The organism is Streptomyces sp. NPDC050211 (assembly GCF_040656035.1).
GTDB lineage: Bacteria > Actinomycetota > Actinomycetes > Streptomycetales > Streptomycetaceae > Streptomyces.
In genome coordinates this window covers 108,218-131,694 of the sequence record NZ_JBFALC010000021.1, presented here as the reverse complement: position 1 = coordinate 131,694, position 23,477 = coordinate 108,218, and the positions used below count along the sequence as shown (strand labels likewise).

Annotated in this window: 13 protein-coding genes, 1 tRNA gene and 3 CRISPR repeat arrays; of the genes, 2 read left to right on the top strand and 12 right to left on the bottom strand. The window is 68.4% G+C overall.

Features of this window, described 5'->3' with window-relative positions:
- Nucleotides 1-119: 119 nt before the first annotated feature.
- Nucleotides 120-764, bottom strand: a complete 645-nt coding sequence (locus AB0I98_RS22205) for a DUF6417 family protein (protein ID WP_362944283.1) — start codon at nt 762-764, stop codon at nt 120-122.
- 324 nt (nt 765-1,088) lie between these two features.
- Here AB0I98_RS22205 and AB0I98_RS22200 point away from each other — a divergent pair, with 324 nt between their 5' ends.
- Together AB0I98_RS22200 and AB0I98_RS22195 are read left to right on the top strand one after the other, a co-directional pair.
- Nucleotides 1,089-2,624 carry a restriction endonuclease fold toxin-2 domain-containing protein gene (locus AB0I98_RS22200; RefSeq protein ID WP_362944281.1) on the top strand — a complete coding sequence of 512 codons (1,536 nt, stop codon included), beginning with the start codon at nt 1,089-1,091 and terminating at the stop codon, nt 2,622-2,624.
- 41 nt (nt 2,625-2,665) lie between these two features.
- The gene (locus tag AB0I98_RS22195) at nt 2,666-3,112 is read left to right on the top strand and encodes a hypothetical protein (RefSeq protein ID WP_362944279.1); all 447 of its coding nucleotides are present in this window, start codon (nt 2,666-2,668) and stop codon (nt 3,110-3,112) included.
- Nucleotides 3,113-3,488: 376 nt separating this feature from the next.
- Nucleotides 3,489-4,619: direct repeats of the CRISPR family, unit length 29 nt; unit sequence CGGATCACCTCCGCTCGCGCGGAGCGCAC.
- A gap of 5,441 nt (nt 4,620-10,060) precedes the next feature.
- On the opposite strand, the gene cas6e is transcribed toward AB0I98_RS22195, so the two are convergent.
- The 11 genes from cas6e to AB0I98_RS22140 all read right to left on the bottom strand — a co-directional run bounded on the left by cas6e (nt 10,061) and on the right by AB0I98_RS22140 (nt 23,413).
- Nucleotides 10,061-10,735: a type I-E CRISPR-associated protein Cas6/Cse3/CasE gene (gene cas6e, locus AB0I98_RS22190; protein ID WP_362944277.1), complete on the bottom strand. Its 675-nt coding sequence runs from the start codon at nt 10,733-10,735 to the stop codon at nt 10,061-10,063.
- A complete protein-coding gene (gene cas5e / locus AB0I98_RS22185; protein WP_362944275.1) occupies nt 10,732-11,568 on the bottom strand; it encodes a type I-E CRISPR-associated protein Cas5/CasD in 837 nt (278 codons plus the stop codon). Before cas5e ends, cas6e begins: the two co-directional genes overlap by 4 nt.
- Nucleotides 11,565-12,740: a type I-E CRISPR-associated protein Cas7/Cse4/CasC gene (cas7e, locus tag AB0I98_RS22180; protein ID WP_362944273.1), complete on the bottom strand. Its 1,176-nt coding sequence runs from the start codon at nt 12,738-12,740 to the stop codon at nt 11,565-11,567. Before cas7e ends, cas5e begins: the two co-directional genes overlap by 4 nt.
- Before the next feature lie 70 nt (nt 12,741-12,810).
- Nucleotides 12,811-13,515 (bottom strand): type I-E CRISPR-associated protein Cse2/CasB, encoded by a 705-nt coding sequence (gene casB / locus AB0I98_RS22175; protein ID WP_362944271.1) that lies wholly within the window; start codon nt 13,513-13,515, stop codon nt 12,811-12,813.
- A gap of 35 nt (nt 13,516-13,550) precedes the next feature.
- Complete coding sequence (casA, locus tag AB0I98_RS22170) at nt 13,551-15,125, bottom strand: type I-E CRISPR-associated protein Cse1/CasA (protein WP_362944269.1); 1,575 nt, start codon at nt 15,123-15,125, stop codon at nt 13,551-13,553.
- 243 nt (nt 15,126-15,368) lie between these two features.
- Nucleotides 15,369-18,236 (bottom strand): CRISPR-associated helicase Cas3', encoded by a 2,868-nt coding sequence (cas3, locus tag AB0I98_RS22165; RefSeq protein WP_362944267.1) that lies wholly within the window; start codon nt 18,234-18,236, stop codon nt 15,369-15,371.
- Nucleotides 18,237-18,429: 193 nt separating this feature from the next.
- A CRISPR array of direct repeats spans nt 18,430-19,068; the repeat unit is 29 nt; unit sequence GTGCTCTCCGCGCGAGCGGAGGTGAACCG.
- A gap of 6 nt (nt 19,069-19,074) precedes the next feature.
- Nucleotides 19,075-19,786: direct repeats of the CRISPR family, unit length 29 nt; unit sequence GTGCTCTCCGCGCGAGCGGAGGTGAACCG.
- Nucleotides 19,787-20,416: 630 nt separating this feature from the next.
- Complete coding sequence (locus AB0I98_RS22160; protein WP_362944265.1) at nt 20,417-21,709, bottom strand: site-specific integrase; 1,293 nt, start codon at nt 21,707-21,709, stop codon at nt 20,417-20,419.
- Between the two features lie 34 nt (nt 21,710-21,743).
- A tRNA-Ser gene (locus tag AB0I98_RS22155) sits at nt 21,744-21,828 on the bottom strand.
- Nucleotides 21,829-21,912: 84 nt separating this feature from the next.
- Nucleotides 21,913-22,395 carry a nucleoside deaminase gene (locus AB0I98_RS22150; RefSeq protein WP_362944263.1) on the bottom strand — a complete coding sequence of 161 codons (483 nt, stop codon included), beginning with the start codon at nt 22,393-22,395 and terminating at the stop codon, nt 21,913-21,915.
- A gap of 65 nt (nt 22,396-22,460) precedes the next feature.
- Complete coding sequence (locus AB0I98_RS22145; protein WP_362944261.1) at nt 22,461-22,997, bottom strand: hypothetical protein; 537 nt, start codon at nt 22,995-22,997, stop codon at nt 22,461-22,463.
- Between the two features lie 230 nt (nt 22,998-23,227).
- Complete coding sequence (locus AB0I98_RS22140; protein ID WP_362944259.1) at nt 23,228-23,413, bottom strand: hypothetical protein; 186 nt, start codon at nt 23,411-23,413, stop codon at nt 23,228-23,230.
- Nucleotides 23,414-23,477: the final 64 nt, after the last annotated feature.

The following is a 23,477-nucleotide window of genomic DNA, read 5'->3' as shown; positions in this document are numbered from 1 at the left end:
AACAGGACCCTCAGCAAGTCCTATCGTTGCAGGTCAAGGGCACTTTCCGTGTTTCTGATCAGCGCTTGGACAGCCCACCTCGTGAAAGCGCGAGGTTAGGGGCAGGAAGCGGGGCCTGGTCAGTCTTTGCTCGTCGCGTGATCCGCCCTGTTCGCCACATGGGTGATCACGGGCGTCGGCTGACGTGTCACCGGCGCGGGCCGGTAGGCCACGCCGTAATCGCGGGCGAAGCGGTTGGCCTCGGCCGAGGAGCCACCCAGCATGTGCAGGTAGAGCCCGTACGCCACCGACTCGACCTGCTCTTCGGTCAGGCACAAGCACCAGCGGTTGTCCACGCGGCTGAAGCCCGCGGTACGAACCCGCTCGGAGAGCCCTTCCGCCGGCGAGGTGGCCAGCTCGCCGGCGATGCTGATGAATATGCGCAACGCGTCCATCTGGGCGGGGCGCAGCTTCACCAACTGCTCTCCGGACGCTGGCTCTTCCGGGTCTGGTTCGGGCACTGGCCGAGCGCGCGCGTATGCCAGGGCGTCGCCGCCGCAGGGGGTGAGGCGGGCTGCCCAGCGGACGGGGCGTCCCTCGTGGGCGGAGAGTTCGGCCCGGGTCTCCCGGTCCGCCAGCTCGGCCAGCCCTTCGCGGACCGCGGATTCCACGCCCTGCTGGAAGGAGCCTCGTACGTCGTTGTCCAGGACCCAGCCATGCTCGGATGCATGCTCGCGCTCGTGGAGTGCCTCCAACACGGTGAGCCGCTTCTCCCAGCTCTTCATCCACCACCTCGTCCGCTCGCTGACGGCATGTGCAGACGGTAGTTCGGTGTGGGTGGGAATGTCGGCGGGTGTGGGAAGTTCAACATGCTCGATGACCGGCACCGGGCATGGCGGCCTTTCGTTCCAGAATCTCGTTGAGGGTCCTCCTTCCAACGGCTGCGAACTGCACTCTGGCGTGTGACGCCTCGTCGGCAGCCTTCGAGAGGAAACGTTCCAGTGGATGGCTGAATCTGGTGTGCCTTGTTGCAACAAGACTCCGAACGGCTGGCATTCGCAACCATGTACGGTTTCCTGAGTGCGGCTCAGGCTCTATGGGGAGGGACGTTGGATCTTCAGCATCAGACCTCGAACTTCGTCAATGCCTCCTGGTCGATGGTGGATCTGCGTGACCTGATCTACAACATGCTGAGCCTGCTCTCCCTGGAACTCAGTGAGAACGGGGGCATGGCAGGCGATGGCGAAGCGGGTCGGGCCTTCGCCACCGTGTACAAGGAGGCCGTGAAGACGGTCTTCGACCAGTCGGGGTTCGCCCATCAGGTGATGGCCAACGGTGCGGGAGCCCTGCTGAAGTCGGCGGAGGCGTACCTGCGGCAGGAGAGTCGGATCGCGGCTGGGCTCCTTGGCCAGAGCCCTCAAGGGCCGGAGATCGGTGCGCAGCCGTCGGGTCCGGACTGCACCCCGCGCGCGAGCCACAAGGCCGAAGACCTCCCCGAGGTCGTCGGTGAGACCAGCGGGGTCGACCAGTATCTGTTCAACGAGCGGTTCCTGGGCCAGCCGGACAAGTGCCGGGCCGTGGCGCAGACTTGGCGGGCAGCGGCCAAGATCCTCGATGCCGTGTACTGGGATGCTGAAGTCGCGTGGAAGCGTGCCACGCTCGACGAGGTCGGTCAGACCGCCGACCGGGTCGAGGAGTTCTTCAGGAAGTTCGTCGGCAAGAACCCTCCGCCCAGTGAGGTGAGCGAGGACGAGACCCTCGTGGCGAACCTGCCCACCGCCTGCAGGATGATTGCCAACGCCTGTGACGCCTACGCCGACCACATAGAGACCGCCAAACGGCGGCTTCCGGTCGAGGAGACCACCCCTGGCGAGTTCCTCCTGCCTTGGGAGCAGCCGAGGTTCGGAGGGGACGGTCACGACGGAGGACTGCACGAACTCATCGCCGGCGACATGCGCATCGCCGCGCTGGGCAAGATCCCGCCCGCTTTGGACAGCTCCAAAGCGCGGGTGAAGATGCCGCGGCCGGACAACGACGGCCTCGTGCCCGGCCTGCCCCCGTTCCTGGCACCCCTCATCCGCATCCCCACTCTGGTCCCGGTCGCCTACCGGCCCGCCAACGGTCCACGTGTCCAGCCGATTCCACCAGCCACACCGCCCAACCCCCGCTTTCCACCGCTCACGCTCGGGGAGCGTACGAGCTTCCAGACCTGGCTGAACTCCCTGCGCCAGGGAGACGTCTCCGGTGGCAGGCCGGCCGAGGTCGCCTATCAGAGGCGGGTGGCCGGCTACCCCGAGTACGAAGTCCACATCCCGCCCGGGCGCAGCGTGAACAACACCCTGATGGTGGACGGGTTCCGCGACAGTGACGGTATGGCCGTCGAAGCGAAGTACGTGAACAAGCCCGACCAGCGTTGCTACCGCTCTCTGGAAGAGCTCCGCGAGAACCACGCCTCGGGAAAGAAGGACTTCCTCTACCGCAGTGATCGCGACGAGCTCAAGAAGTACGCCGCCGCCCTCAATGACCCGCGGAATACGGAGATGCGTGGCGTCGAGACAGTCACGAACAACCAGGACTCGGTCCAGTACTGGCGGATCATGATGGCCGCCTACGGTGTCGAAGGCCACGCGCGCTACGTTCCCTGACCAACGCCACCACGTCCCCGTACAGGAAGCACCACGCCACGATGGAACCCGAAGAGATCGCACAGCTGCGCACCATGTACATCTTCTCCCCGTCGGCCGGGGAGAGCTGGGGTCTGACGTACGAGGGCCTGGAAGCCAAACTTCGACAGCGGAACCCCGACGAATTCATTCGCGTCGACGACGGCTCCGACGGGCCGGTCACCGGTTCCTCGATGCACTTCGGGATCACCATGGACGACGAGCAACTGGAGGGCATGGCCCTCCTGTCACCCGAAGGCGTGTCCATCAAGGACTGCACCGTCGGCTCGGCGGCCAGGTTTGCTCTCTGGCTCAAGAGCGACGTGGTGCCGGAGAGCATGTCCGTCATGTTCAACACGGAGTGGGGTCTGGAAGCTGAACTGCCGGACACACCCGTCCCGGACGCCACACGCCCTCGGATCGCAGCCGCGTTCATGGAGCATCTCGTCGAGACGGGTGATCTCGACTGACCGCTTATGTGGCCTGTCGTGCGTGGCCCGCGCCTTTCGGAGAACAGGGACCGACTGGGGGCGTACGCCGAGTTCGACAACAGGATACTTCTGCTCCGGGGAGAGCAGCCCTCCTCAGGGATCAGCCGGGCGAACGCCTGCGGGTCACCACCGCTCACGCGGCGAAGAGTAACTCTGTGGCGGCCAGGGCCTTTCCTGGAGCGGGTCTCCTCCGCTCGTGCATGGAGCAGCCGCAGCCCCGCTCAAGGAGTCGAACTGAGACGGGTAACCTCCGCTCACGCGGAGAGTAGACGCACGCCGCGATGTTTCTCGCTACGTAACGCACGTGGCCGCCGGTGGGGAATCGAAGTGGTCATCGCGGGGAGTCAAACTGGCCGCCAATGCCTCCGCTCGCGCGGAGAGCAGGTTCGACCGGCTCCCAACCGGGCGGACAATCCCGGATCACCTCCGCTCAAGCGGAGAGCACTCGCTGACCTGCGCGGTCCAGTGGTACGTGCGCGGTTCACCTCCGCTCGCACGGAGAGCGCCTGACCCATGCGATCTCGTGAGTGACGATCAGCGGATCACCTCCGCTAGCGCGGAGAGAGAGCACGTCGTCTCGACGATGTTGAGGCGCCACACCTTCGGATCGCCTCCGCTCGCACGGAGAGAACTAGAAACCCGATGTCAACCGCTACACCAGCACCGGATCACCTCCGCTCGCGCGGACCGAACTACATCCGCGCCGACATCGAAGGGAAGTCGATCGGATCACCTCCGCTCGCGCGGAGCGCACTCAGTGGGCGGGCTGCTGGTCATGATCGTCTCCGGATCACCTCCGCTCGCGCGGAGCGCACATCCCCAACACCGGCGGGCTGCTGCCCTGCTACGGATCACCTCCGCTCGCGCGGAGCGCACGGCGCCTTGATCTCTGGGCACGTCTGGCCCGCCGGATCACCTCCGCTCGCGCGGAGCGCACGACAGCGCGGGCATCCCCATCGAGGGTGCCGACGGATCACCTCCGCTCGCGCGGAGCGCACGCGTCCTGAGCCGCCAGCTGAGCCATCAGCGACGGATCACCTCCGCTCGCGCGGAGCGCACTCGAGGGTGCCGACGGTGCCGAGCGCAGTCGTCGGATCACCTCCGCTCGCGCGGAGCGCACTCGTTGGGAGTCGGCTGGAGACACAGGATCACCGGATCACCTCCGCTCGCGCGGAGCGCACGCGATCTGCTGGATCAGGTCCGCGCGGACACCCGGATCACCTCCGCTCGCGCGGAGCGCACTTTCTCGATCAGGCCGCGCCCGCAGCCGCTGGCGGATCACCTCCGCTCGCGCGGAGCGCACGCCACGGTCGAAGACCTGTACCTCTACCAGGACGGATCACCTCCGCTCGCGCGGAGCGCACCGCGTGAAGTCCCGGAGTCTGGAACTCCGGGACGGATCACCTCCGCTCGCGCGGAGAACACGTCTCGCTGGACGTGGCCGCGATGCTCTGCGGCGGATCACCTCCGCTCATGCAGAGAACACCTGACCTCGTACTTGCGCAGCTGTTCCAGGATCGGGTCGCCTCCTGACCGGAGAGTAGTCCGTCGACCGCACGTTCTATTCGCCGACGAGAGTTCACCTCCGCTCGCGCGCGGAGAGCTGAGTCGGGGGTGTGCGCTGCGATCGGGCCTCGACGGTTTACCTCTGCTTGCGCGGAGAGCAAGCCGCCTTGAGCAACGCGGCCACCACCTCGTGTGGTTCACCTCCGCTCGCGCGGAGAGCAGTCGCCCTTTGCTTTCATCATTGCCGCCTGGAGCGGTTCACCTCCGTTTGTGTGGAGAGCAGTTCGACACCGGGCTACTGGAACGCCTGCACACCGGTTCACCTCCGCTCCCGCGGAGAGCACCCCCGGCCTGAAGATGGAGCGCGATCTGGGCAACGGTTCACCTCCGCTCGCGCGGAGAGCAGAACGAGGGCTTCATCCGCACCTACACCATGGCCGGTCACCTTCGCTTGCGCGGAGAAGACACGGTGATTCACAGGGCGATCCACCAGGCGTCCGGGTCACCTCCGCTCGCGCGGAGGACCAGGTGTTTGCGTGTGCCGCCAGCAACTGCGACGGCGGGTCACCTCTGCCCGGCGGAGAGCAGGACGATGCGCCCGGACGTAGAGAGGACGGGCACGGCTCACCTCCGCTCGCGCGGAGAGCAATCGGTGGTTTCCGCGATGAGTTCGTATTGCGCCGGGTCACCTCCGCTCGCACGGAGAGCACCGCTCGTTCCTCATCATGGAGGAGCAGAACGACGGTTCACCTCCGCTCAGGCGGAGACCACATCGTCCACTCGAATCCCGCCACTTCGTCCTGCGGCTCACCTCCGTTCGCACAGAGAGTCACGAGTTCGTTGCCCACGCCGGGCCCCGTTGTGGGCGGTTCACCTCCGTTCGCACGGAGAGCACCGGATCTTGCTCTAAACGCCGAAGGTGTACCACGGCTCACCTCCGCCCGCGCGGAGAGCACAGCTTGGCTGAACTCGCGGTGATGCAGCAGCCCGGTTCACCTCCGCTCGCGCAGAGCACACTACGTCGGCCGCTGGCACTCGGACTGGGAGGGCAGTTCACTTCCGCTCGCGCGGAAAGCGCTTCGCCATCGATGCGGCCAAGCGCGTACGCGACGGTTCACCTCCACCCACGCGGAGAGCACCTGGCCGCCGCGCACTACCACCAGGGCGCCATCGGTTCACTTCCGCTCGCAGAGATGCACGCGTCCTGCACGATGGACGCCTGGTAGGCGTTTGGTTCACCTCCGCTCAAGCGGAGACCACATCGTCCACTCGAATCCCGCCGCTTCGGCCTGCGGCTCACCTCCGCGCGTGCGGAGAGTAGTGGTACGCAAGCAGAATGCAGCTCCCGGTGTACGGTTCACCCCCGCTCACGCGGAGAGCGCCTGCTGAAGCGTCCGGTGACTGTGCCGTGCTGCGGTTCACCTCCGCTCGCGGAGAGCAGATCCTGGGGATGAACGGCACTGTCTCCCAGATCGGATCACCCCCGCTCGCGCGGAAAGGAGGCAGCCGCGGCCAGGACCACGACCGTCTTGAACGGGTCACCTCCGCGCACGCGAAGAGAACGCCGAGGAGAAACTCGCGGTCTGGAACTGGTCTGGTTCACCTCCGCTCCCGCGGAGGCTACCTGCGGGCCCGCCAGGGCACGGAAACGCATAGCGGATCACCTCTGCTGCGGCGGAGAGCGCGACAAGACCGGCTGGTACAGGTTGTGCGACAACGGATCACCTCCGTTCGCGTGGTGAACAGTGAAAATCGCCCAACGAGGACCGCAGGGGCGCCGGTTCACCTCCACGCGCACGGAGAGCAGAGTAGGTACTCGACCTCCTCGTCCGCCACGGTCGGATCACTTCCACTCACGCAGAGAGCACGTCGCCGACCGCAGCACCGTGCCGGATCACCTCCGCTCGCACGGAGAGCAGAAGCTTGGCGTGGGAAAGAGCACCAGCGGGATCGACACACCTCCGCTCGCGCGGAGAGGACAGGGCAACGGTCAGGACCTTCTTGATGACCCACGGCTCACCTCCGCTCACGCAGAGAGCAGGTTCGACCGGCTCAGAATCGGGCGGATAGTCCCGGCTCACCTCCGCTCGCGCGGAGAGCACCCGTGCAACCGGTCGGTCATGCGCTTCTGTGCCGGATCACCTCCGCTCGCACGGAGAGCACGTCGGACCTGACGGGCGCCAGCTCGGGGTCGCTGGATCACCTCCGCTCGCGCAGAGAGCACTGGGACCGCCTCAACCCATCGAGCGCGACGGCGGTTCACCTCCGCTCACGCGGAGTGCAGTGCGGCGGTGACCCGACCCCGAAGGTGCACTTCGGTTCACCTCCGCTCGCGCGGAGAGCAGATCTTGTGCGTCCCCTCGAAAGGCACTGGCTGCGGTTCACCTCCGCTCGCGCGAAAAGCAGCCGCCCGCCCCACCCAAGAAGTCGAACTGGGACGGGTCACCTCCCCTTACCGGAGAGTGGTCCGTCGACCGCACGTTCTATTTGTCGACGAGAGTTCACTCCGCTCGCGCGCGGAGAGCTGAGTCGGGGCCGTGCGCTACGGTCGGGGCTCGACGGTTTACCTCTGCTTGCGCGGAGAGCAAGCCGCCTTGAGAAACGCGGCCACCACCTCGTGCGGTTCACCTCCGCTTGCGCGGAGAGCAGTCCATGTCGACCACGAGTACCCGCTTCCCCGCCGGGTCACCTCCGCTCGCGCGGATGTCAACGGCCCAACCGGAGATCTCAAAGACCGTTGACAGGCCTCTTGTCCTCCCCGTAGGCGGCCAGGAGTTCGGCCTACTGGCGGCCACCGAGACCTCCCCGGCGCCACGCGGAGATCAGGCTAAGAGAGGCCTTCGTCAATCGCGACGCTGACGGGTCCACCTCCGCTCGCGCGGAGAGCACGAGAAGGACCACGGCGACCCCGGCTCCATGAACGGATCACCTCCGCTCGCGGAGAGCAATGCGCCTGCCGGAACTGGATCTCGGCGGCGTCCGGGTCACCTCCGCTCGCGCGGCCAGGCACCAAACCATACTCGCGGCCCATTCGTTGGGGTCACCTCCGCTGGCGCGGAGAGCAGATGAATGAGGACGGCACCGCCGGAGCCAAGCACGGTTCCCATCTGCTCGCGCGGAGGGGACCTGCGGGCCGTAAGGCACGCAAACGCACAGCGGATCACCTCCGCTCACACAGAGAGCACACTCCGTCCTACCAAATGGCGAGACCTCCACCCGGATCGTTCTGTTCACACGGACGGAGCCAGGTGTCGCAACGGTCCATCAGGCCGTGTGCCGGGTCACTTCCGCTGGCTCGGAGAGTAGTGGCCGGCCTACGGCGTTGGGCTGCGCCGGGTCGGTTCACCTCCGCTCGCGCGGAGAGCACAGTTCGGCGGCCTGTAGGTCACGCTCACATCCCGGATCACCTCCGCTTACACAGCGAGCACAGGAGGTCACCGGCCGCCAGGTCCATGCGGCGCGGATTACCTCCCCTCGCGCGGAGCCCACAGCGTCGGCAGCGGGACGGAGGGGGGCCGCCAGGGGTCACCTGGCGCTCGCGCGGAGCCCACGAGCGGGTCCTCCGTCTGTCGTGGGTGATCGCCGGTTCACCTCCGCTCGCGCAGAGGGCACGGCCAGACCGGCAACGTCTTCGACACCGTCCACGGATCACCTCCGCTCGCGCGGAGAGCAGTGTCTCCCCCGAGTGTCCCGGATGCGCGCGTCCGGCTCACCTCCGCTCAGGCGGAGTGCGGGATGAGGGCGCCGATCTAGGCGCGGATGGGTGGGGCACCTCCGCCCGCGCGGAGAGCAGAGCACGGCGGTCAATCGCCGTGCCGATGGGGACCGGTTCACCTCCGCTAGCGCAGAGAGCGGATCGGCTATGTGAATTCGCCCAGTGGGAATGCCGGAACACCTCCGATCGCGCGGAGAATAGAACGTCACCTCAGTTTCGGCATGGGCAGCTGCGGATCACCTCCGCTCGCGAGGAGAGCTCCCAGCGAAGAACATTCTGGTGGACGGCTGCTACGGTTCGCCTCCGCTGGCGCGGAGAGCAGGGCGGTGACCTGGTCGACGGCTGGCTGCGCAGCGGTTCACCTTCTCACGTGCAGAGAGCGATAGTCGGCAGCGAACACAGCCTGCACGAACTGGGGTTCACCTCCACCAGCGCGGAGAGGGCTCGCGTATGGCGTCCTCGTACGGATCGCCTCCGCTCGCGCGGGGAGGACTCAGCCGGAGCCCACGGGGGTATGCACGGCAATGGGGCACCTCCACTCGCGCGGAGAGTAGGGGGCGCCAGGCCGGGCAAGTCGGACGGCCCGGTTCCCCTCTGCTCGCGCGGCGGGAAGCGAGCGAGATAGTGACTCTGCCCGAGTCCGGATCACCTCCGCATGCACGGAGACCAGGCCATTCCGACACCCGTGATCCCCACGGCGATCGAAGCACCTCTGCTCGCGCAAGCCGCAGCCCGCGTCTGCGTCTCGTCGCAGTCCGGGTCACCTCTGCTCACGCGGAGAGCAGGCCGCCGACGTCAGCGGCTCGAGGGTGACCTGCGGTTCACCTCCGCTCGCGAGGAGAGCATCTCCGTGTCCGCTATGAACTGCGGGCCAGCGCCGGATCACCGCCGCTCGCAGGACAGCACGCGGCCCTGATGCGCAGCACCGAGGGCGTCGCCGGATCACCGCCGCTCGCGCGAAGAGAAGTCCGGCATCGAGCCCGGCGCGATGTTGTCGATCGGGTCACCTCCGCCCGTACGGAGGGCACGATCAGGGCGAGCCGCGCGGGAGTACCCCAACAGATCACCTCCGCTCGCACGGAGTGCACATCAGGGCGAGCGAATCGGCGGGGCTGAGCGCCGGATCACCTCCGCTCACGCGGAGAGCACAGAGCCTGCTGCACCCCCGGCAGGGCGGTGATCGGCCCGCCTCCGCTCAGGCGAAGAGCACTCCACCCCGGTTGTGTCGTTGCCCCACCATTGCGGTCCACCTCCGCTCGCGCGGAGAGCAGAGGACCACGGTCAGGACCTATTGCTGACGATCAGCGGCCACGCGGAGAACATGGCTGGACCTTGACGAGGGGGGACCTTGACGCCTGGTCTACTTCCGCTCGTGCCGAGGACGTACGAGCAGTTCACGCAGTACGCGAAGAACGGATCACCTCCGCCCGCGCAGTGAGCCGGCGTCAACGTCGCCGACCTCGAAGGCGAAGTGGGGGGCGCGCGCCTCCGCTTGCACGGAGAAGAGGTGATGGGTGCGAAGTCGCTTTGGCCGGGCATCGGTTCACCTCCGTTCGCGCGGAGATCAGGGGGTCGCTCAGACCGGCAAGTCGGAGCGGCCCGGTTCACCTCCGCTCGTACGGAGAGCCCCTGCCGTCGAAGTAGCCGTCGTCGTGCTTGTCCGCTTTACCTCCGCTCACGCGGGTGGGGCATGGCGGCGGCGCGGGTCATGCCGTGTTCTTAGCTGGGGCGATGCTGAGGAGGCCGCAGCCGTATGCCTTGCCGCGGCCGATGCCTTCGGTGATTTTCTGGCGGAGGAGGTCGGGGTCGGTGATGTTGGCGGAGCCGTCGAAGCGGGTGCGGGCGTGGCGAATGCGCTGTGGGTTTTTGGTTTGGGCTGGTGTGCGGGTGGCTTGGGCGGCGTCGAGGGGGTGGGAGTGGAGGGTGAGGGGTTGGAGGCCGGCGGTGTGGGCTTGGCGGGTCCACCATTCGTCGGCGTGGGTGCCGGTGAGGGGGACGACGGCGGGGAGGTTGTATAGGGCGCGGGTGGTGGCGCCGGGTTTGCGGACGGGGCTGGCAGCGCAGCGGTAGCGGATGGTCAGGCCGGGTTTGAGGGCGTCGAGGAGGGGGTCGAGGGGGCGGCTGTGGGAGGTTCCGTAGTCGTCGGGGAGCTGGGTGAGGTCGGGTTGGTGGGTGCTTTGCAGCAGGAGGTGTGGTCCGTTGGGCGTGTCGTCGATGCGGAAGAGGACACCGAAGCGGGCGCGGGGGTCGGGGCCGGCGTCGTCGGGATACAGGGACATGAGCCTGCGGTGCAGGTTCATGGCGGTGTGGCGCCCGGTGAGATCGCGGCGGGCCTCGTCGGAGCGGGGGTTGGGGATGATGCGGGTCAGCCAGATGCTCAACGGGGGCTCCCTTCGGGCTGGTTGAGATGCTCGGTCAGGTAGGCGGTGAGGCTGGTGAGGTGGTCGATGCCCAGGCCGGTGTGCTGGTCGGCGGGCAGGTGCAGAGTGCGCCGGTAGAGGGGGCGGGTGTGGTAGCCGCGGTGGCGTGGGTGGTAGCTGAGCGGCTGGTCGTTGACCTGTCCGACCGGGTGGACGCCGGTTTCCGTACCGGCTGGGGCACTGCCAGCGGGCGCGGGAAGGTGGTCGAGGGGGCGGTCGGAGAGGAAATCGATGCCGTACGTGGCGCTCTTGGGGCGCGGGGCGGCGACGGGCAGGTGCACGAGGTGGTGCAGGACGTCGTCGCAGCGGCCGAGGAGGACGGGGCCTTCGGGCGGGCAGGAGCGCCGGCCCAGGTAGGGCGGCCAGTGCGGGTTGGTCAGACCGGCAGCCACCTGGTCGAGGATCTCGGCGTCGCCGTCTGGGGCCGTGAGGGCGAGGGTGAAGGCGGCGTCGGCGAGGTAGGTGCGGTGGGTGAGGAGGGTGGTGGTGTCGCCGCTGCGTTTCTTGCCTTCGGCGGTCGTGACGGTTGCCTTGGGTGGCAGGCCCCCGCCGACGGTGTGCAGGTCGCGTAAGAGCACGCCGGGCCGGTCGGCCCGGATCGTGATCGACAGCTGGGCGAGGTCCTCGATGGAGTCGTCGCGGTGGCGGCCCAGGGCGGCGGCGTGCAGGCCGATGACCCCGGAGCGGGTGGGGAAGCCGGAGGTGTCGCGTTCGTTGAAGTGGCTGCGCTCGCCCCAGGACTGCAAGGGCCCGCTCAGGCGCAGCAGCAGCCCGGGCTGTTCGGGGGTGGTCACGCGGCGGCCCCGGCGGGGGCGAGGGCGGCGTCCAGGGCGGTGGTGATGAGGCTGTTGAAGGAGTCGTGGCGCTCGCCGAGCCCGGTGAGGTCCTGGGTGTCCAGGCTGGCCCAGCTGGCGGTGAGGCGGTTGTCGGTGCCGAGGAGGGCGTTGGCGGCTGCGGCGTAGGCGGCGAGCTGGGTGCGGGAGGGGGCTGCGAAGCCGCCCTGGGCTGCGGCCTGGACGGGCTTTTCGAAGGCGGCCGCATACGACAGGGGCCGGTCGCTGCGGACGCAGATGTGGACGAGGTCGGGGATGGTGTGCGGGGCGGTGGAGTTCTTCTTGGCCTGGGGCAGGGAGGTGATGAAGGAGGTCAGGAAGGCGTTGGCCAGGTCGCGGGCGGCGGCGGGGTCGTCGCCGATGTTGGCGGCCAGGTCGCGCAGGTCGAGAGTGGCGTAGCGGTAGAGGGTGCCGGCGCTGAATTCGGCGTGGCCCATGTGGCCGCTGCCGCTTGCGTCGTCCCACAGGGCGGTGACGTCGTCGACGGCGGAGAAGTAGTCGAGTTCGACGTCGGTTTCGTGGGTGGTCAGGGCGTGGGCGATCTGGACGGCGCCGTCCACGCCCGCGTCGTCGATCTCGGCGAGCATGCGGCCGAAGAGGTTGATGACGCCGTTGCGGGAGCGCAGCACGGCCGCCACGTCGGCAGTGGGGAGGATGCTCTTGTCGGCGGGCTTTTTGATGTCCTTGGCCTGCTCCAACTCGCTGCGATGCTGCTCGGCGAAGTCGGCCAGCTCGCTGACGGCCGCTTCGGGTACGTAGACCAGGGCGTTGGTGAGGACCTTGTTGGCCACACTCTGCTTGGCGTCGCCAGGAGTCTTGGCGAGTTCGAACTTGATGCCGCTGGCCGCCGCGGCGTGGCCGCCGGCGCGCTGGGCCAGGTCGGTGGGCCAGCCGCGGAGTTCGAGTTCGCGGGTGACGCGTTCGCCGATGCGGCGGGTGCGCAGCGCGGAGTCGCCGATGTGGTCTTCGAACACGGTGCGGATGGCGCGCTTCCAGCACTGGCTGCTGACGCGGGTGCGCAGGGTGTTGCCGTACTGGACGGTCTTGACGGAGTTGGTGTCGTCCCGGTTCAGGTTGGCGAAGGGGACGGACTGCAGGACGTGGATGTCGATGAAACGGGCCGGCGTGTGCATAAGGAGTTCCTCTTTCCTTCGGTGTGTGGGGACGTGCGGATGTGCGGTGGCGCGACGGGTTGTTGGCGGATTACGTGCTGGGGCGGGGGCTTTCGGCTTCGTCCTGGTCGGCGTGGTTGGCCTTCTCGCGCAGGGTCTGGGTGCGCTGGCGGTAGTAGTCCTGCAGCCAGCGGCGGGAGATCCGGCCGTGGTGGGCGGGCCAGGCGATCAGGTCGGCCAGTAGTTGGGCCCAGTCGACGGGCACGCCCAGTTCGCGCAGGTAGCCGACGGCGGCGGGCAGGTGCCGGTGCAAGCCGTTGGTGCTCTGCCGGGTGAGCAGGTTCAGCCGGGACTCGGCGGTGGATTCCCGCATCTCCCGCTCGCGTCCGGGGCTTTCGGTCACGGCGAGCGCGAAGGCCAGGCCCAGGCTCGTGCCATAGCGCCCGGCCTGTGGCTTTTCGGAGTTCGACACGGTGTCGTCCGGCGCGGTCTCGGGTGCCTGCTCGGCGCCGGAGTCGGGGGTGGTGTAGGTGCTGCGGGGCTGGGAGGCGATCATCGCGGCCACCGCGTAGTACCCGCGCTGCTCCGTCTCGGGCGCCCTTCGGTCCTGGGGCAGCCAGGGGGCGACGAAGCGGTGCATGCGGGGGACATCGTCCAGGCCGCGGCGCAGTCCGCTGCGCAGCGCGGTGCGCGCGCCGGGGTCGTCCCGGCAGAGTTCCTCGATCCAGCGGGTGTAGGCGACCAGGCGGCGCCGCCGCGCGGTCGTTGGATCAGCGGTGACGGTCGGTGCGGTCATCGGTGGCCTTCCTCAGGCAGGGGATGGGGTTGCTGTCAGGCGGCCTGCGCAGGCGCGGGTTTCTTGGGCGGGCCGCCGTAGAGTTCGATCCGGGCACTGGCCACGGCTTTCGCGCCGCGCTGGGTGCGGGTGATGGAGGCGGTCACCGTCTCGTAGGCGTCGGTGGCCAGGCGCAGGAAAGCACTCCGGACGGCGGCCACATCGAGACCGGCGTGCGGCTGGTGGCCGGTAGCATCGAGGCGGCGGAAGCAGTCCCAGAACTCGGCCTCGGCGGTCGGCCAGTAGCGGGCGGCGGCCTCGGCCGCCCAGGTGCCGGCATCGGCCCTAGGATCGTTCATGTACTCGGCCCAGGCGCGCCTGACCGCCCGCTCCAGGCGGCGCCCATACAGCTCGCCGAGCCGGCGCAGCCGGCCTACGGCCGGTGCGGTCGCGGGCGCCTTCTGCTCGGCGAAGCCGAGAACGGCCGGGGTGTGGGCGTCGACGAACTGAATGTCCTTGGCGCCCTTACTCTCCTGCTCGAAGCCAAGTGCCCGTACCCGCAGGTCTTCGGAGACTTCGCTGGCGTACTCGAAGACCTTGGGGCGCTGGGGCTGGGAGGTGCCGGGCGGTTCTTTCAGCAGCAGGGCGTCCAGATCCCGCCACAGGGCTCGTCCTGATTTGGCCGGGCGCGGGTAGCGGTTGTTCTGCTGACTGATCTGCCAGATCAGGTAGTCGTCGTCGCGGGGGATGCGGCCCGTGCGGTAGGCCCAGGTGATGTACGCGTCCCGCACCAGCTGTGGATCGTTGTCGTCGGGGACGAGCAGCAAGGCGTGCTGGGAGCAGGCGGTCAGCCGCGCACATGGTCCGGAAGGCAGGGGCGGGGCGGCATCCGGGTCGGGCAGTTCCTCCCACTCCCACGGGCACTGGTCCTCTTCCCGCTTCACGGTCTGCTCGGGCGGGACCAGGCCCGCCAGCAGCGTCTCAAACAGGCTGGTGCCCTCGGGGTGGTAGGACAGGGCCGTGCGCAGCGGGCCGGCCGTGGCGCTGGCGGTCTTGACTCCGTTCACCTCACGGGCCGAGCAGCGGCCGGAGGGCCCGTAGTAGTGCCACACCAGCAGGTTCAGCACCGCTTCGGCCGCGGTGGGCAGGTCGGGGCGGCCATCGCTGCCGTGCCGGAACCAGGCGTGGGCATTGCCCGCCGGGCGCGTCACGATCAGCTTGTTCACCCCGGCGGTCTTGTCCGCGTCGCACTGCTCGGCCAGCCGGGCATCCTGCATCCACGGCCGTCGCCCGTCGGGGTCGTAGAGGAAGAACCGGTGCCGGTAACGGCCGACGTAGGCGTCGATCCCCTCCACGGGGAGCCGGCCGGCATCCAGGATGTCCAGACGCCGTTCCCCCCAGTCGCCGGGTGCGGCCTCGTCCAGTCCGGTCACGCGGGCGGTGAGCGCGTACAGGGTGCGCAGCAGCGCGGAGTGTGCAGGTGGGTCGGTGATTGTGAGGGTGGCGATGTCGTCGCTGCGCAGCAGCAGCTCCCGCAGCCCCACCCACTCGGGATGGGGAGGCGGCGCGGCCTCGGTCCAGCGGACCGGGATCCATGGTTCGTCGAACAAGTTGTGTGTGCTGGTCGGCATCGGGCTCCCTTTCGCCGGGGTGCCGGTCACAATGAGGTCGGGGTCTCCGCAGGCGCGGAGGTGAGCCGTGTGTTGCTCGCAGAGCGACGTGGGACTCTCCCCCCTTTGCCCGCGCAAGCGGGCTGACGTTTGGTCCTCACCAGCACCTTGTCGCCCAAGTTCCGCTGGATGACGGCTGGTTGAGGACGATAGCCAAGTGTGTTGCTCGAAGAACTGAGTTCTTCGGGAAGTGGCTGGGAATGATCAGCCGGTTTCGAGTCCGACGGGAGAGGTCCGGATCGTCCGGGTGCCGTGGCGGCCACTCCACACCGCGCCGGTGTCCTCGCGGCCGGCGGGCTGTACCCGGAGCAGGACCGCCTCGCGCAGCACCGGGTGCTTGTCCCAGCCCGGCGGTGCCGTGTGGCCCTCGGCGCCGCGCAGCCATCTGCCGGGCACCGGCGCCACGTGCGCCATCACCTGCGTCAACTGCGTATGCGTGAGCCCGTTTCCACCACCGGTGGGCAGGGGGAGCCTGCCAGCCTCATCGAGCGTGAGGGCGCCGCCGGGCTGTTCGTACAGGCACAGCACGCGCCCGCTGTCCGCCCCCAGCCGGGTGGTCAGCAGCTCCTCGCTCACCCCCGCCTCCCGGCGGCTGAGCCGGTGCAGGTCACCGGCCACATCGGCGGGCGCGCAGATGGCGACCATGTCGGCCAGATGGGCCTCGGCTGCCTCATCGGCCTGCCGGGCGGCGTCCATCCGCCGCAGCTCCCGCTGCGCGGACCCCTCCAACTGATCGACAAAGTCCTCCGCGTACACGGCGTCGACCAGCTCCTGCACCGCCTCGGGCACCGCGACACCGCCAGCCCCCCTTTCCCGCAGCAGATGGGCGGTGCGCTGCAGCAGCCCGGCGTCGTACACGCTGCCCCAGGTCCTCGGCACAAGCATGGTGCCGTCGTCGCCGACCGGCTCCAGGACGACCAGGCGCGGCTCCTCCTCCGGCAGCGCCCAAGCCGGCCGCCCTGTGGCGCCGCGGGTGTGGCGTCGTCCGCGGCCGGCGCGCTGCAGCAGCTGAGCCAGCGGGGCAAGATCGGTGACGACCAGGTCGAAGTCCAGGTCCAGGGACTGCTCCACCACCTGGGTGGCCACCAGGATCGACCCTGGGCGCGGCCAGGCCACCTGCTCCGGCGAACGCGGCTTGCCATACGCCGCTTCGCACTCTGCGGTGATGCGCTGCCGGACGTGAGCCGGGTAGCGCGAGTGCAGCAGCCGCACCCCGCCCGTCCGCGCGGCGAGGTCGGGAAAAGCAGCGCGCAGGTCACGGAAGGTCTGCTGGGCCTCGGCCACCGTGGTGCAGCACACCAACGCGGTCCCGCCCTGCGCGGCGACCGGCTCCAGTGCCTCCCGCAAGGCCGCACGCCGACCCTTTGCGCTCACCGGGCTGCCAGCCGCCGCAGTGGTGTCCCACGTGACCGGCCGCACTCGCACGTCGAGCCTGCGGGCCCGCCCGCTGCCGACCTCCCGGGGCTCCGAGACCTCGCCGGTGGCGGCATCGGCGAACAGCCAGCCCGGATAGCACGGCGTCACCTCCGACGGCTCCAAGAACCCCGCCCCGCGCCGATAGGCATCCACCAGCGACGAGGCCGTCCGCCCGGACAACGTCGCCGACAACAACACCACCGGGGCACGAAACGCCCCCAGCCACTCCAGAAGCCGGATCAACAGCTGATGCATCCACGGCCCGTACGCGTGCGCCTCATCGACCACGAACACTTTGTCCGACAGCCCGAACAACCGCAGCGCGTTGTAGGTCAGCGGCAGCACCGCGCTCAGCGCCTGGTCGATCGTGCCCGCCCCCAACGGGGCCAACAGGCCCCGCTTCGGCCCACGCAGCCAGGATCCGGCCTCCGTCACGGTGGCCTCCTCCGCGCTCACCGCCCCCGACGCCCCCGTGGCGGAGGATGCGGCGGCGTAGGCGGGGCTGAGCCAAGCCATGGAGTGCAGGAGCGTCGACGCCCGTTCCCCGCCCAGTGCCTGCCCGGCGAACTCACTCACCCGCGGATACATCGCATCAGCCGTTGCCATCGTCGGCAGAGCGAAGAACAACCCCCGCGCCCCGGCCGCACGCCCCAGCACCGACGCCGCGAACAACGCCGCCTCAGTCTTGCCATCCCCGGTCGGCGCCGTCACCAGCACCAGCCCCGACCCCTTCTCTCCGACCAGCCGTGGCAGACGTGCTACCAGGTCGCCCTGCAAGGCATTGGGCTCGAACGGGAACATCTCCTCGAACCGCGTGGCGGTGAACCGTGCTCGCCCCAGACGCGCCGTGGCTACCAGCCCTGGCGCCGCCTTCTGGGCACGCACCCAGTGGGCGTCGATCTCCTCCGGTGTGGCCCGCCAGCCGAGCGGAGGCAGCACAGGGAGGATCGCCTCCGTCTGACTGGCCAGCCAGTCCGCGACGACCACCAGTCCGGTGACAACCACCGCCAGTTCAGCCGACAGCCCGTGCCGTGGAACCGCCACGGCACCCGTGGCCCGCCGCAACTCCTCGAAATGCGCCCGCCGCTGGGTCGCCCACCCGTCCCCTCCGAGCCCGGGCTGATAGGCATCCGCGTGCGCCACCTCCTTGGCCTGCAGAGCGACTCCGAAACAGCCGTGGTGACCCCCAAGAAGCTGCGCGACCTGATGGCTCACCGCACGCCGCATCACCCGCCCCATCCCCGGATACCCGATCTCATCGAGCAGCAGCGTCAACGCCCAGTGCGTAGCCATCTCATGACGAAACGCCCGCTCCCGCTCCGCCCCCGCCACGAACGCAAAGGCCGGATCGCTCCGCACGGCGGCGAACGCCGTCGGCACCTGCGCCTGGAACGGCGGAGTGATCTTTCCCAGATCGTGCAGGCCAGCCCAGAACGACAGCACACCCCGCGCCTCGCCTAACGACAGCCCCAGCGCCCGCGCGATCCTCGCACGCAACTGATCGCTCAGCAGGACATCCCACAGGGCCCCGAACACCCCTGCGGTATCCAGCAGATGGCAGATCACCGGATAGGGGCGCGGCAGACCGTGCTCCTTCCCCCATAACCGGGCCTCGACCCGGGCGGGCTCCGAGGGGATGGACTCGTGCTTCATCATGAGGCCAATCCATAACAAGCCCCACTGACAATGCCTCCCCACCTGCACAAAGACAGAAGCGAGAACACGAGTCGGATCGTAGACTCCAGGCCGTGGAAGCCCGGCAGACACAACAGCTCACCGTGACGCGGCCAACTCGTTCACGTTCTGCAAAGGGATCGCAAAGCGACTGAAGAAGCCCAGGTCGGAAAGAGTGCTCTCCGCGCGAGCGGAGGTGAACCGCTGGAGGGCGTCAACAAGGCGCTCGAGGGGGCGTGCTCTCCGCGCGAGCGGAGGTGAACCGGAAGTCGCCGGCTCCACGACCACGTTGGGCGCGTGCTCTCCGCGCGAGCGGAGGTGAACCGGACACCGACCCCGATGCTCGTCGACACCAACCGTGCTCTCCGCGCGAGCGGAGGTGAACCGTGTTTGATGAAGGAGGCGTACATCTTCGGGCCGTGCTCTCCGCGCGAGCGGAGGTGAACCGAACTACGGGCATCCCGAAGACGCCCGGCTCATGTGCTCTCCGCGCGAGCGGAGGTGAACCGGCAGAGGTGCGGAGATTTCTCCCCCCTCCTTGGTGCTCTCCGCGCGAGCGGAGGTGAACCGAACTGCGAGACGAGAGAGGCGTTGCGGCCGAGGTGCTCTCCGCGCGAGCGGAGGTGAACCGTTTCTGATCACCACGTCCGTCACCCTGGACGCGTGCTCTCCGCGCGAGCGGAGGTGAACCGGACTCCCGGAGCAAGACCACGACGCTCGACAAGTGCTCTCCGCGCGAGCGGAGGTGAACCGGCACATGACTTGGGACGGGATCCCGTGGTTCGGTGCTCTCCGCTGTCGGTAACGGCTGAGCCGTTGCCGACACTCCGCGCGAGCGGAGGTGAACCGTTCAAGACCGAGAAGCGCACCCGCATGGTGCCGTGCTCTCCGCGAGCGGAGGTGAACCGTTGGTGACCGGTGCAGCCATGATGGTGTCTCCGTGCTCTCCGCGTGAGCGGAGGTGAACCATACGTCGAGGCCGCCGGGTGGATCACCCCGGCCGTGCTCTCCGCGCGAGCGGAGGTGAACCGGCGTGGATCGCGAGCAGGATGGATCCGCCGATGTGCTCTCCGCGCGAGCGGAGGTGAACCGGTGGACCAGGCCCTCCCTGGCGAGACCACGCAGTGCTCTCCGCGCGAGCGGAGGTGAACCGGGCATCGAGACACACACTCATCTGCGGGCCAGGTGCTCTCCGCGCGAGCGGAGGTGAACCGTACTGCGACGACCCGGACCACAGTGCCATGTCGTGCTCTCCGCACAGGCGGAGGTGAATCTAAGGACCTGTCCGAGCAGGCGGGGTGCGGCAGTGCCCTCTGCACGGGCAGAGGTGAGCCGTGGTACACGTTCGGCGTTCAGTGCAAGATCCGGTGAATGAGTTGTCGGCCTCTCCGCGCGAGCGGAGGTGAGCCGGTCGTCACGCCGCACCCCCGATTCGCAGCGAGGTGCTCTTTGCGCGAGCGGAGGTGAACCGCACTTCAAGTTTGCTCCCCCCCGGATCGGTGGGTGCTCTCCGTGCGAGCGGAGGTGAACCGGGCAAGCAGGCGGAGTTCGTGCGGGCCGCGACATGCTCTCCGCGAGCGGAGTGACATGCGCCCCCCAATGGACCGCAGTGCCAGGTGCTACACCAGCGGGCCAACGAGACAAGCCGCTACGGTGAACGGTGGTCAAGGAGTGACAAGTACCGCTTCAATGAGAGGTTTGCGCAAATCCCGCTGTGGTTCCAGTGTGAGACCGCTAGACAAAGGGGTGCCCCCTGTTGAAGATTGCAGGCGCAATCGCTCGCTGGTGTGTGCGCACACGTGCGCACCGGACCCGGACGGAGGCGGACCGAGCCGGATCGACGCGGATGGAAACGGGGGTGTTTGACCCAGTTTTCCGGCAAAACCCTAGGTGAGAAGCGTCTCAGTTTCGGGTTCGACTCTCCTAGGCTCCACTGAGACCGCCCGCTCCGAAGTGTGAAAACGTGGACGGCGGGGCCGGATGGAGGTCCCGCCGTCCACCTTTGGCGCAAGTCTGCATCGATGGGGGTGTGCCGAAAAGGGCCGACACGCAACATCAGCTCGCAACCGCCGGATTCCCCCGGCGTCCGCGCGGCAGTGCTGTGACCATTTCCCTGGCGGAAAACCCTCGGTCCCTCTGACAGACACGCATCGGCACAGAGGTCATGCGGCCATAGGGTTCATACTCCACTCGATGGCCTCAATGATCTCGTCGTCCAGCATCGCGAGGAGGTGGCCGTACCTGTCCACCGTCGTGGTGATGGACTCGTGACCGAGGCGAGCCTGGATTCCAGGTAGGGGAACCTTCTTGGCGATCAGCCAGGAGGCGTGAGTATGGCGAAGGTCGTGTATGCGCGGTCGCTTTGTGAGTCCGTCCTTGGAGGCGGCCATCAGCGCGGTCTTCCAACGTGCATGGTAGAACCCACCCGAGTCCCACGCACCGCCCTCCGGCGCCGTGAAGACGAAGTCATTCGGCTGTTTCCCAGCACAGTTGCGCTTGAACAATTGCACCAGATAGGGCGAGAGGACCAGCGTCCTCCGGCTCCGCTTCGTCTTGGGGGCACCGAGCGCCTTCCCGCCGTCGATCCGCTTCCACGCCCGCTGGACGCGCAACATCGGGCGGGAACCGTGAAGGGTCAGGTCGCGGGGCTGTAGAGCGGCCATCTCGCTCCAGCGCAGCCCTGTGGCGGCGAGAGCGTCCACCAGGTCCACAGAGTCGGAGTGGACATGGGAGCGAAGAATGGCGTACTCCTCACGCTCCAGGAACACCTGCTCGTCCGCCGTGTGGGCGTCCTCCGGCAGTCTGGTGTGCACGCAGGGGTTCGTGGACCGCAACGGCGGCTCCGCAATGACAGTGGCTTGCAGGACGCCGTACAGCAGGCCGTGCAGGTTCCTGATCGTCTTGGGCGCGAGCGCCCGTCGCTTGGCCTGCGGCGGATGATGAGGTCCGGGCCGGCCGCTCTGGAGGTCGTTGACCCAGGCGCTGATCTCATCTTGGCCAATGCCCCCGGGGCCCTGGCGTACCGAGAGGTCCCTGAACCAGGGAACCAGGTGAGTGGCCAGCATTTTGCGGTAGTTGGACCGCGTACCGTCCTGCACGCCGGTGAGTAGGTCGATGTACCGCTCGGCGTACACCGGAAAGAGTTCCTCCGGCGGGAGATCGGGGGTCTCCTCTTCCTCTTCTACTACGAACCCCTTGCCCTTCACCCACCCGGGCGGCCATTGCTGTCCGTGACCGTTCACCAGGTCGCGGAAACGTTTCGCCGATACCTCGTCATCGAAGTCTTCACCCTGCCAGGGGTCGGTTCGTGTGCCGCCTTCCCGCCAGACGACGCGGTAGACGTGTTCTCCGTTTGCCCGAGTTCGAGACTTGATAGCTGCCATGATCAAGGACCCTACGAGACCCTCGGTGAGGCAAAGCGTGAGGCACAAACAGGCGCAAAAAACCGCCCCCAACCTGTTTTCGCAGGTCGGGGGCGGTTTCTTGAAGCGGTAGCGGAGGGATTTGAACCCTCGGTGACTTGCGCCACACTCGCTTTCGAGGCGAGCTCCTTCGGCCGCTCGGACACGCTACCGGGAAAGACCTTACAGCACGGTGGGGCGTGGTTTGAAATCGGTATGCGCCGGTCCGGGCGGTGCGGCCGTGCTCGGTTCCGGCCTCAGCGGGCGCGGAAGAAGTCGGTGAGGATCCGGGCGCACTCCTCGGCGAGTACGCCCTCGATCACCTCGGGCCGGTGGTTGAGCCGTCGGTCGCGTATGACGTCCCAGAGGGAGCCGGCCGCGCCCGCCTTGTCGTCCCGGGCGCCGTAGACGACCCGGTCCACGCGGGACTGGACGATCGCGCCCGCGCACATCGTGCAGGGCTCGAGGGTCACGACGAGCGTGCAGCCCGCCAGGCGCCATTCTCCCGCCCGCCGCCCACCACCACCCTTGCCGGAGGCGCTTCGCGCCGCACCTCCCAATTTCGCCGCCGCCCGCCGGATGGCGAGCACCTCGGCGTGGGCCGTCGGGTCGCCGGTGGCCTCGCGTTCGTTGTGGCCGGTCGCGAGCACGGTCGTACCGTCCGGGGACAGCACCAGCGCGCCGACGGGGACGTCTCCGCCCCGGACCGCGTGCGCCGCCTCGTCCAGGGCGAGCCGCATCGCGGCCCGCCAGCGGTCGCGTACCGGGTCCGGCGGACCTGGGGCGGACTCCCCGGCCTGGCCGGTCAGCGGACAGCCTCCAGGATGTCCGAGGCGCCCAGCGCGTCGGCGATCTCGGTGAGCGCGTCGTCCGACAGGGTCAGCAACTCCTTCTCGCTGACGCCCAGGTCGTCGAGGACCCGTACGTCACCGACCGGGCCGTGCGGCACGGCCTCGGCGGAGGGGCTGTCGTCCTCGCCGTCGGCGTCGTCCTCGGACTCACCGTCCTCGGTGCCGTCGAGATCGAGGGAGTCCAGGTCGGCGACGTCGTCGTCACCCGGGTCCCGGCCGAGCAGTTCGTCGGTGAGCAGGATCTCGCCGTAGCTGCTGCGGGCAGCGGCGGCGGCGTCCGAGACGTAGATACGAGGGTCGTCCTCACCGTCGACGCGGACGACGCCGAACCAGGCGTCCTCCTGCTCGATCAGGATGAGCACCGTGTCGTCGTCGGTCGAGGACTCCCGGGCCAGGTCGGCGAGATCCGACAGGGTCTCCACATCGTCGAGCTCTGTGTCGCTCGCTTCCCACCCGTCTTCGGTGCGCGCGAGCAGTGCGGCGAAGTACACCGTGACTCTCCCACTGGTCGTAGGCGTGCCGGTTGGGGGTCCCCCCGGCGGAGGTTGGCGGGCGGGGAGTGCGGAACTCCGAGCCCCGCCCACTCGGAATCGTGGCAGAAACAAGGCGTTCAGGGGACGTCTTCGGCTCCCTGTGTCCGCACGTTTTGATCGTCCACGAGCGGGATCGTACGCGGCCATGGCATCGCATTCGTACGAGGGCGGCCACGAGGCGGGTCGCGCTACCAGCGGAAGGTGCGCATGCGCATCGCGTGCCGCAGGCGTGCCGTCTTGGCGCGGCGGGGCTGGACGCGGTCGCGCAGCTCGCGGGCCTCGGCGAGTTCGCGCAGGAAGACGGCCCGGCGCTGCCTGCGCTCGGCGTCGGTCTCCCGCGGCGACGGGTCCGTTCCGGACTCATGATCGGACATCGGCAACACCCCCGTACGTCCCTCCCACTTTCCCTCTGATGGGCGGTTTGATGCCAGCACAACG